The following is an 11374-nucleotide window of genomic DNA, read 5'->3' as shown; positions in this document are numbered from 1 at the left end:
TGAAATATAGCTTATTGTGCTGGTGTAGGCGCAGGGGTTGTTGGTGCAGGAGCGGCTGTTTGCATGACTTGCCATACGTTCCAGCGACCCTGTTTTTCAATTTCCTGAATCAGACGATCAGCGACTTCAGCTTCTTGCGGATATTTAATTTTGTAATTATTCAGAACCTGAACAGCGTTCTTTTTATTCTCCATGGCAATGTAGTTATTTGCCGCAGATAAATAAGCTTCTTGAACACCCACCTGCATTGCCTTGTCCAGATACTGAATTGCTTCGCGGTGACCACCACCTTCAGACAGACCAAAACCGAACCAGAAGTTTGCTTCAGCATCATCCTGGTTAATACGAAGAATGCGCTGTGCATAGGTCATTGATTTGGTGGTATAGATAGAACCCAAATCAAGATTACGTGCCATCACGCTGGCCTTAAATGCACGCATTAAGACATCAAATGAAGCATTCGGACGTGAAGCCAAGGTATCCAGCTGTTGAGAAACTTCGCGAAGTTTTGCTTCAAAACCACGGCGTTCCTGACGGTCGCTAAAGCGGGGTGGATAATGACGCGCTTTACCTTCTACCATCTGCAAGAAATCATCGATTTCGGTAATGTCGATTTCATTTTCATTGGCAAGTGCTGCATAACGCATACTGCGTGTATTGCTATCCACCATCGGGATGATCAGCTTGTTCACATCTAGGGTTAACTGTTTAGACGGATCTTTAGGATCAGTGACCACCATTTTCGTCACTGGCTGCGCAGCGGCTTTTTGCAAATGAACTTCAAATGGAGGTGGTTCGTTATAGTTAAATGGATTTAAAGCATAAAATGGCGGAGTAAGTTCAGGTTCAACAAAAACTACCTGATCAGCTGGTTTCTGTTCTTGTTTGCTTGAGGTCGGTGCCATAGAGCACGCCGTCATGGTAAAAGCTAAGCAAGCAATTGCTAAGGGCTTCAAGGTCATAATATCCGTCCATTCATGTTATTTTTTAAAACATCTATTCAAAAAATGCATGATCGTCAGTCTATGAAAAGTGCTGCGATCATGCAAGCAAATGCGTGTTACAAAAGAATTACGATTTATAGTCAGGCCTTGGACTGACTGGTTTGTGCTTCGCACTCACGGCGCGCATCTTCCAGAATTTTAAGTTCTTCCTTGCTAAACGGCTGTTCATTTAACTGGTTTTTCTTAAAAGTCGGGTCAAGCAGAGACAGGCGGTTGCACAGTGTATTCATGCGTTTTTCATTTTGTTGAATACGGTCAAGTAGAACACGCATACCTTCCAGAATCGGGTCTGTCTGATCCTGTGTCGTTGCATAAGGCTGGAAACCAATGCTTTCCGCATAATCACGACGACGTGCTTCAGCATCCTCTTTTGGCTGGTCTTTGGTAATAAATCGGGCAGGATTGCCGACCGCTGTGGTATTCGGCGGAACTGCTTTGGTAACCACAGCATTGGAACCAACCTTGGCATTTTTACCTACCGTGAATGGCCCCAGGATTTTAGCACCTGCACCAACAACAACACCATCTTCCAGAGTCGGGTGACGCTTGCCTTTATTCCAGGTGGTACCACCCAAAGTCACACCATGATACAAGGTGACATCATCGCCAATTTCCGCAGTTTCACCAATCACAACGCCCATGCCATGATCAATGAAAAAACGTTTACCAATCTTGGCACCTGGGTGAATTTCGATACCTGTTGCAAAACGGCTAAAAGAGGACAAAACACGCGCTGTACCTTTACAGTCTTTTTTCCATAGCTCATGTGCCATACGGTGCATAATCAGTGCATGGATGCCAGGGTAGGTGGTTAAGACTTCTAAGGTATTGCGTGCTGCAGGATCGCGCGCAAAGACAGCTTGGATATCTTCTTTGAGCTGTTTTAGCATTAGTTTTGATCCTCATCCTGTTGTGATGTATGGGAAGATTTTTTCCAGGTGCCGTTATTCAGTGCCTGAACACGAGTGAAAATACCACGAAGTAAGTGATATTCCATACGATCTAATTGTATACGTCCGAAAAGGCGACGCAAGCGTAAAGGAAGTAATCGTGGGTTTTTTGGATCCATAAATTCAATTTCTGCCAGCATTTTTTCCAGATGCGGGTAGAACTGTTCCATCTGTTCATGGGTCACCAGTGGTTCATCCCATTCCATTTCAATGCCATCAATGACTTGCATGGTGGCTTTTGGATCACGTGGGTGTTCAACCTGATCCAGTGCTGCCATACGCAGTTCATAGCAGATCACCTGAATGGCTTGAGCAACATTCAAAACACCATAATCCGTATTCACAGGAATGGTTAAGTGATAATTCGCCATTGCCAGTTCTTCATTGGTCAGACCGCGGTCTTCACGGCCAAACAGAATCGCAATTTCCTGTTTTTCTTGCACCACAGCAGAAAGTGCTTTTTCTGCCGCTGGACGGACATCTAGTAAAGGCCATGGAATGGTGCGGCTACGCGCACTGGTCCCAAAGACGATCTGGCAATCCTTAATGGCTTCTTCTAGCGTTTCTACGATTTCAATCTGCTCGATCAGATCGGTTGCACCTGCAGCTAGGGCATCAATGTCCGGATGTGGGTAGGTTTTTGGTGCAACCAAGACCAGTTTGCACAGGCCCATAGTTTTCATGGCACGTAAGGCACTACCAATATTGGCAGGCAGGGTGGTATTAACCATGACAATACGCACATGGGAGAGATGTGCTGAAACAGCAGCATTGTCAATTTGACTCATGATGATTCCAGTTTGGATATATTAAAATGGGAGATTTATGAATACTGCGGCTGAGATTCAGCTTCATATTGTGCCAGAGCATCGTCCATACTCATGTCAGCAGGTGGAGGCGGAACCTCGACCGGCTTGGCTTGTTCATAAGATACGGCACGTGCAGCTTTAGACTTCACCTGATACTCGATATAGAGCGCAGTCTTGCCAAAATAATCACGCAGCTTGGCGAGAAGATCATCCAGCGGCGCAACTTTCCAGCTTAAACCCAGATGCAGTTCGGCCGTGGCATAGCCATAATCCAGATATAGAATCACGGGAATATGCGTGCTCATGTCCACATTGGTATATGGCACTAGAATCTGCTGCAAGTCACGGCTGAGGGTTTTGCTGTAATGTTCAGCTTGCAAGGTAATCTTGATGCTGTTAGCACGTTTCTGACGGATTTCATTCAGGCTAAAGGCCTTAGTTAAACGACCGAGTGGACGGTCAAAACCTTCACGTTCGTAGATTTCACCTTCAATCACTACCACTTTATCGACCTGAACGATGTCTTTAAAGCGCTGGAAGCGTTCATGGTTGGTGGAAATTTCGATACGTGCCGTACCATCATCTAATGTCACCATCATCCGGTTCGGGAAGTTAGCGACATCGACTACCAGACCGGCAAACACAGTCGTTACACCACGACGGGTTGGGGTTAATTCATTGATCTGACAAGGTACAAAAGCTTTTAGTTCATTACGATATACATCAATTGGGTGACCAGTCAGGTATAGACCTAAGGTATCTTTTTCACCTTTCAGACGAACTTCATCTGACCAAGGTTTCACCGGTTTGGCAGGTTTACGTTGGACTTCTTCAACTTCCCCGAACAGATCCATGATCCCGGTTTCACGGTTCTGACGCGCCTGATCCGCAGCTTGTACCGCTTCAGGCAATTGTGCCATTAGGTCAGCACGTTCAATGCCTAGACAATCTAGTGCACCCGCACGGATCAAGGCTTCGAGCGTACGTTTGTTGATTTTCTTCAGGTCAATACGGTGACAGAAGTCAAACAGGTCTTTATATGGACCTTCTTTCTGACGTGATTCAATCACGGACTGCATTGCCGCTTCACCGACGCCTTTAATCGCACCCAAACCATAAACAATGGTTTTTGGATCACTGGCATGGAACTGGTAAATCGACATATTCACCGATGGTGGTAATACTTCCAGTCCGTTATGACGGCAATCATCAATCAGGAACACCACGTTATCAGTGTTCTGCATTTCCGAGGTCATCACCGCTGACATGAATTCAGCAGGATAATGCGCTTTCAACCAAGCTGTTTGATAGGCGACAAGTGCATAGGCTGCAGCATGCGATTTGTTAAAGCCATAGCCTGCGAATTTTTCCATATAGTCGAAGATATGGTTCGCCGTTGCTTCATCGATATCTTTTTTCGCAGCACCTTCAATGAAGATCTTACGCTGCTTGACCATTTCTTCAGGTTTTTTCTTACCCATCGCACGACGAAGTAAGTCCGCACCACCCAAGCTATAGCCGGCACAGAACTGTGCCGACTGCATTACCTGTTCTTGGTATACCATGATCCCGTAAGTCGGCTCTAATACCTTTTCCAGTAATGGATGCAGGTATTCAAACTCGCCACCATGCATACGATGGATAAAGTCAGGAATCAGATCCATTGGACCCGGACGATATAACGATACGAAGGCGATAATTTCTTCGAACTTGCTAGGACGTGCTTCCTTCAACATCTTTTTCATGCCGACGGATTCAAACTGGAATACCGCGGTGGTATTCGCCGTCGCGAAGATGTTATAGGCTGGCTTGTCATCCAGCGGAATATAGGAAATATTCACCGGTTCGGTCACGTCTGGGCGTGCATTGATGTGCTTGATGGCATCTTCAATCACGGTCAGGTTACGTAGACCCAAGAAGTCGAATTTCACTAGACCGGCAGCTTCGACATCATCCTTATCAAATTGAGCAACACGTGCTGTACCATCCGCATCACACATCACGGCTGAATAGTCGGTCAGTTTGGTCGGTGCAATCACTACACCACCGGCATGTTTACCGGTATTACGGGTAATGCCTTCAAGCTTGAGTGCCATTTCCCAGATTTCTGAGGCATCGTCATAATCTGGATTGGATGGATTGGTGACGATATCCTTCAGCTGTGGTTCTGCTTCCAGAGATTCTTCCAGACTTAAACCCAAAGGTTTGGTGGGAATCAGTTTGGAAATACGATCGGCCAGACCATAAGATTTACCCAAGACACGGGCTACATCTCGAATCGCACCTTTGGCCGCCATGGTACCGAAAGTCGCAATTTGCGATACCGCATCACGACCATAAGTCCGTGCCACATAGTCAATTACGCGGTCACGACCAGCGATACAGAAATCGACGTCAAAGTCGGGCATCGAAACACGTTCCGGGTTCAAGAAACGTTCGAACAGCAGGTCATAGCGCAGAGGATCAAGATCGGTAATTTTCAAACTATAGGCTACGAGGGAACCCGCACCTGAACCACGGCCCGGACCTACCGGTACGCCATTTCCTTTGGACCATTGAATGAAGTCCATGACGATCAAGAAGTACCCTGGGAAGCCCATATCCAGAATAATCTTGATCTCAAAGGCCAGACGTTCATCATAAGGCTGACGGATTATAGGCCAGTCTTCTTCACGTTTTTCTGGTGGATACAGGAAGTTCAGGCGTTCTTCTAAACCTTCTTCACATAAATGTGCGAAGTAGGTGTCAATAGTATGGCCTTCAGGAATTGGATAATCTGGTAGATCGTTGAAACCTAAACGTAGGGTGACATTACAACGTTTTGCGATATGGAATGTGTTTTCAATCGCGGTTGGAATATCGCTAAACAGTTCCGCCATTTCTGTTGAGCTTTTAAAATATTGCTCAGGGCTATAGGTTTTAGGACGGCGATTATCACCAAGCACATAACCATCTGCGATACAGACACGCGCTTCATGTGCTTCAAAGTCTTCGCGTGCAATAAAATGCACATCATTATGTGCAACTACACCAATATTATATTTCTTTGCGAGCTTTACCGCTTCTTCAATGAAAGTATCTTCATTAGCACGGCCAGTGCGGGTGAGGGCGAGATAAACACGATTTTCAAATTTCTCTACCCATTCTTGCAGTAGCGGTTCAGCTTTATCGGGATTTGAAGTAATCAGCATTTTGCCGACATCGGACTGCATACCGAGCAATACGATCATGTCATCGTGCTGATTCAAGATCCAATCTTTTTGTACGCAAGGAATATCCAGTTGCTGGCCGCTGATATAACCTTCAGACACCAGTTCGGTCAGGTTGCGCCAGCCTTTGTTGGTCATGGAAAGCAGGGTAACCCGATGCTCAGCATCATTCAGACGAATTTCAGAGCCAAGAATCGGTTTGATGCCTTTATCCAAACATTTTTTATAGAATTTAACAGCAGCATGTAGATTGGATAAGTCAGTCAGCGCGAGTGCTGGCATCTCGTCATTCGCAGCAGCTTTGACCAAGTCAGGTATACGTACGATGGATTCAGTAATCGAAAATTCTGTATGAATACCAAGATGAACAAAGTGCATAAATGAGTCCCTGCAAAAACCACTCGATAGTTTAGCACGGGATTTACTGTTTCAGTTTGAAATTGAGGGGAAATGCTGAACTTTTAGATTGTGAATTAGAATTGACTTAAAGTCATGTTTATCATTTTATCGGAATAGAACTACGTATCCAAATTGAATTTGTATGAGGCGACATGGATGTCGCCGTTGGCTTGTGATACTGGGACGTATCATCAAGCTAACAGAAGATTTTTGTTACTTTGCATAGCAGTGCTATTCATCTTTCAAAAGTAAAAGAAGAATTTCAAGTGTCAGTAAGTTTATTCATAAAGTTATTTGAAAATTAGAATTTCATTATTTTTACTTTAATTTAAATTTTGAGTAGTTATGCCTTACTTTTGACGGGCCAAAAGTAACAAAACCCCTCGTTGATCTGATGGCACTTCCATGTGCCACAGATCAACGGCAGCATCCATGCTGCTAAGTCATGTATCAAATGTTCGCTTCGATGTTTAAGATGCAGATATTTTTATGGGTAGAAAATAAAACCCTTAAAAAGAGGGCTTTATTTACTTAGGAATTTAGCTTAACGAAGTCGCGATAACCAGTCGCCAACACTTTGTACAATCTGCACCAGAATCAATAAGACAATCACGGTCATGATCACCACAGATGTATCAAAACGCTGATAACCATAAGAGATCGCTAAGTCACCAATACCACCAGCACCAACGGCACCCGCCATTGCGGTTGCACCAATCAAACTGATAGTTGCTGTGGTGAGATTCAGAATCAGTGAGCTACGTGCTTCCGGTAGAATAAACTTAAAGATAATCTGCATTGGTGTTGCACCCATGGCTTGAGCAGATTCAATAATGCCTTCATTTACTTCCAGAAGAGAAGTTTCCACCAGACGGCCGATATAAGGACCGACATAAATAGTCAGAGGTACAATCGCTGCCCAAGTACCGATTGAAGTACCGACTAAAAATTTAGTGAGTGGAATCACTGCAATCAGCAGAATAATAAAGGGTAGGGAACGCAGTGCATTCACAATCGGGTTTAGAACGTGGTAAATCACACGGTTTGGCAGAATGCCGTTTGGACGAGTGACAAGTAAAATGATCGCCTGAATAAAGCCCCAGATACAGCCAAACAGCATTGCGAAGAACACCATGTGAAAGGTTTCTTGCAGTGCAGTAACAAACTGATCCATCGATAGTGAACTTTTCCAGAATGGCGCAGTAATAGTGGTCAACCACTGTACAATTAAGTCTCTCATTCTTGTACTCCTGCCTGATCTACTTGTACGCCGTTATCTCTCAGATATTGCATTGCCGCTGTGATTTGCGCTGGATCGCCTAAAAGTTGGATAAACATCTGGCCAATCACTGAACCATTAATTTCTGTCATATTGGCAAACAGGATATTTAAACTGACATCAAACTGTTTGATCACACCTTGAATCACGGTTTCCTGCGCTGAGCTGCCCAAGAATTTTAAACAATAAATACTGTGATGATTCTGATTTTCCAGATTCGCCAAAATATTCACTGGCAAGTTTTGCTGGAGTACAGTCTGAATAAAGTTCTTTGTCGTTGGATGTTGCGGCTGACTAAAGATCTGCAGGGTAGAACCGGTTTCAATCACATCACCTTTTTCCATGACAGCCACATAATCACATACGGTTTCGATCACATCCATTTCATGGGTGACCATGACAATGGTAATGCCTTGTTCCTGATTAATGCGTTTCAGCAATTGCAGTACAGATTTGGTGGTTTGCGGATCAAGTGCGGAAGTTGCTTCATCACACAGCAGAATTTTCGGATGATTCGCGAGGGCACGCGCAATACCCACACGTTGTTTTTGACCACCTGACAATTCATCTGGGAAAGCATGCCGCTTATGTTTCAGATCAATAAAATCCAGCAGTTCTTCGAGACGTTTTTCTCGTTCAGCTTTACTCCAACCAAGCAATTTCATTGGCATTTCAATATTGGCAGCCACCGTTTTGGTCTGCATCAGATTGAAGTGCTGGAAAATCATGCCGATCTGGGTACGTTCCTGACGCAATGATTTGGCATCCAAAGCAGTAAAGTTCGTGCCATTGATAATCACCTGACCAGAAGTAGGGCGTTCAAGCAGATTAATTAGGCGGATCAGGGTACTTTTACCGGCACCACTATAGCCAATAATGCCAAAGATACTGCCGGTTGGAATCTGTAAATTAATCCGATTCAAGGCACGTAAGGTTTGACCCTTGAGCTCATACTGTTTGGAGATGTCTTTAAATTCAATCATAGTGTCAAATACTGCATCACGAATAAAAAAACAGGCAAGAAATCTTGCCTGTTCTGAATATTGATTATTGTATTACTTTTCTTCGGTTAAATAAGTCACTGGTTTATTTACAGCAACTTTAGTACCACCGAAGTGTTCATCAACATAGGCTTTCACAGCAGGAGTATGATACAACTGGCCAACTTTTTGAAGTACAGGATCATTTTGACGGTCAGCAGCGACAGCTAAAATGTTAACATTCATTTTAGTACTTTGATCAATCGTTTCGTAATAGATCGCATCTTTCAATACGTTCAGACCACCTTCCATTGCCAAAGTATTACCTAGAACAATCGCATCTACTTCATCTTTCACACGGACTGCAGTCGCCATTTGAATTGGCTTGATGACAATCTGTTTCGCATTTTCAGTGATGTCAGCAGGCGTACCTTTTACCAGGTCAAAGTTTGGTTTAAGTTTTACCAGACCCGCAGATTGTAAAAGTAACAATGCACGTGATTCATTCGCGCCATCATTAGGAATAGCAATTGTCGCACCTTGCTTAAACTCTTCAACTTTTTTCACTTTGCTTGAGTAAATCCCCATTGGCTCAAGATAAGTCGTAGAAAGTGGAGCGATCTTTTGCGTATTGGCGTCATTATAAGCGACCATATAGGCATAAGACTGGAATGCATTGACATCAATTTCTTTGTTGGCAACAGCAGTATTCATCGCCACATAGTCAGTGAAGTTTTTCACATCAAGTTTGATGCCGGCTTGTTTAGTTTCAGGCAAAGTTGAAATGTAGCGCCATACATCAGCATCTGAACCAGTGGATGCCATAGTAACTGTTTGAAGTTCACCTGAGTCTTTGTTTTGTGCTGCGTCCGTTGCAGGCGCTTCTTGTTTTCCGCATGCAGTTAGTGTCAATACAGATGCACTGAGTAAAACGCCAAGTAGCTTTTTCATAAAGATGTCCTAATTCTCGTGTTGCCTAAAGTATATGCATTTTAAGGTCATGTTAAAGTGGAGTTTTATTACACTTTCAGCTGACCTTAGATCGAGTCGCATGTGGCTCCGGCAGGGAAAATGCAAATGTACTGCAACAGTTCACGTTAATTCGATCGGGTCAGAGTTCACCAAACCACTATAGAGATTCCCTATTTGGAGAGAGTAAATAGAGGTTTTATAAAAGATATAGTCAAATTTGGTGCTCTGAATGGGCGCAATCATAGCAATTATTATTTATTCAATATAGTGGATAAAAACTATTTACTTATCTTTTTAATAGAATATAAATTGAATGAAAATGATCAAAATATTAATGAATACAATATATTATTTTTATTGAAGATAAGCCAAAATTTCTGATCGCTTAAATATTGATCTTTATAAGATTTTATCCAATAGAAATCATAAAAATGAATAAACATGATAAATACATCAGCTCATTAAGCTACTGAAAGATCTTTTTTAATAAATGTTTAGGGAGGATTTGAGCCGTGTCTTATTTACCTGAGTAATTACTTTGATTGATTTCATACAATACATGCCAACATAAAGGGTGATCTTCCGGCAGCTTTGGATGCTGAAATTCTTGAGTCTTTACCATACCTATCTTTTTCATCACAGCCTCAGATGGGGTATTTGATTTGGCAGTAAACGACACAACTTTATCTAGGTTTAAAGTATTAAAGGCATAATCTAGGACTGCACGTGCACCTTCAGTAGCATAACCTCGATGCCAATACTTTTTCGCCAGACGCCAGCCAATTTCAACACAGGGCGAAAACTCAAACAGATCAGGTTGTGGTTGCAGACCAATGAAGCCAATAAATTCTTTAGTCTCTTTTAGCTCAACTGCCCATAAACCCCAACCATGCTGATTAATTTGCCGTGTTACTTTTTCAATAAACTGTAGGCTTTGTTTAGATGTCAGTGGAGCGGGAAAATAACGCATGACATCCTCATCTGCACACATTTGGATAAATGGGGCAGTGTCAGCGTCTTGCCATTGGCGGAGGATGAGGCGAGGGGTTTTTATAATTGCAATCATGTTTATCTTGAAATTTGTAAATTTGAAGTAATAATTGTATGAGATCAAATTAAGAGTAGAAAAATGGATCTATTAGAAAAAACATTAGAAAATATAAAGGATTTAGCACAAGAAAAAAATTTATATGCTTATATTTTTGGCAAGAAAAGTAAAATATTTTTAGAAAATTCTAGTCATCGTTATTGTATCGATGATGGAAGACTTCTGAAATTATCACGTATGAATGATAAAAAGTGTGTGCTGTTGGAGATTGAATTAAATAATGGCTTAAAATTATATAAGCATAGAACTGAAGTTTTAACTAGAAAAATATAAAGGACGTTCTGTTAGTCTGGAATAGATTAAGGGATTTATAAATGCAAACAAAGATACATCAATTTTATTAGATACAAAAAATCCTAACCAATTAGAAGAAAAAGATTTAAGAGATATTTACAAACAAACATTTAATACTGTAGATACAATTTTTTGTAAACAATGTGGTGGTGATGGGGCTGAATGGTAGATGTCCAAGATGCTCTGGCAATGGATTAGAGCCTATTGTTTAAAATGAGAGCATTTAAAAACCCCGCACTCAGCGTAATGCCAGTCAGTTAAGAGATTGACTGGCATTTTTTTGGGTATTTCTGTGGTTTCCCTTTCACAACTCGTGGGTAGTTTCTACTTCTTTTTTTCGGTAAAACATACCTTTTAGATTTTTCCATTA

At 42.4% G+C, this 11374-nt stretch carries 9 protein-coding genes; 1 reads left to right on the top strand and 8 read right to left on the bottom strand.

Translation table 11 applies throughout. From position 1 onward, the window contains the following. Window positions 1-11: 11 nt before the first annotated feature. From FTV14_RS06545 to FTV14_RS06510, 8 genes are all read right to left on the bottom strand, one after another. Window positions 12-962, bottom strand: coding sequence for an ABUW_2363 family tetratricopeptide repeat lipoprotein (locus FTV14_RS06545; RefSeq protein WP_180053581.1), 951 nt, complete (start codon window positions 960-962; stop codon window positions 12-14). 122 nt (window positions 963-1084) lie between these two features. Further along, window positions 1085-1894, bottom strand: a complete 810-nt coding sequence (gene cysE, locus FTV14_RS06540; RefSeq protein WP_159122783.1) for a serine O-acetyltransferase — start codon at window positions 1892-1894, stop codon at window positions 1085-1087. Further along, on the bottom strand, window positions 1894-2742 hold the full coding sequence (locus tag FTV14_RS06535) for an RNA methyltransferase (protein WP_034703830.1): 849 nt from the start codon (window positions 2740-2742) through the stop codon (window positions 1894-1896). Before FTV14_RS06535 ends, cysE begins: the two co-directional genes overlap by 1 nt. 35 nt (window positions 2743-2777) lie before the next feature. Further along, on the bottom strand, window positions 2778-6350 hold the full coding sequence (gene dnaE / locus FTV14_RS06530; protein WP_180053580.1) for a DNA polymerase III subunit alpha: 3573 nt from the start codon (window positions 6348-6350) through the stop codon (window positions 2778-2780). A 565-nt stretch (window positions 6351-6915) separates the two neighbouring features. Further along, window positions 6916-7611 (bottom strand): methionine ABC transporter permease, encoded by a 696-nt coding sequence (locus FTV14_RS06525; RefSeq protein ID WP_180003144.1) that lies wholly within the window; start codon window positions 7609-7611, stop codon window positions 6916-6918. Continuing rightward, window positions 7608-8633 (bottom strand): methionine ABC transporter ATP-binding protein, encoded by a 1026-nt coding sequence (locus FTV14_RS06520; RefSeq protein WP_104426216.1) that lies wholly within the window; start codon window positions 8631-8633, stop codon window positions 7608-7610. Before FTV14_RS06520 ends, FTV14_RS06525 begins: the two co-directional genes overlap by 4 nt. A gap of 72 nt (window positions 8634-8705) precedes the next feature. Continuing rightward, window positions 8706-9581 carry a MetQ/NlpA family ABC transporter substrate-binding protein gene (locus FTV14_RS06515; protein WP_180053579.1) on the bottom strand — a complete coding sequence of 292 codons (876 nt, stop codon included), beginning with the start codon at window positions 9579-9581 and terminating at the stop codon, window positions 8706-8708. Between the two features lie 538 nt (window positions 9582-10119). After that, window positions 10120-10659 carry a GNAT family N-acetyltransferase gene (locus FTV14_RS06510; RefSeq protein ID WP_180053620.1) on the bottom strand — a complete coding sequence of 180 codons (540 nt, stop codon included), beginning with the start codon at window positions 10657-10659 and terminating at the stop codon, window positions 10120-10122. Between the two features lie 72 nt (window positions 10660-10731). Between FTV14_RS06510 and FTV14_RS06505 the strand changes: the two genes are divergently transcribed. Continuing rightward, window positions 10732-10983, top strand: a complete 252-nt coding sequence (locus FTV14_RS06505; protein ID WP_180053578.1) for a hypothetical protein — start codon at window positions 10732-10734, stop codon at window positions 10981-10983. The last annotated feature ends 391 nt before the right edge of the window (window positions 10984-11374 follow it).

Source organism: Acinetobacter sp. YH12236 (genome assembly GCF_013417645.1).
Taxonomy (GTDB): domain Bacteria; phylum Pseudomonadota; class Gammaproteobacteria; order Pseudomonadales; family Moraxellaceae; genus Acinetobacter.
This window is presented reverse-complemented; position numbering and strand designations above follow the sequence as displayed.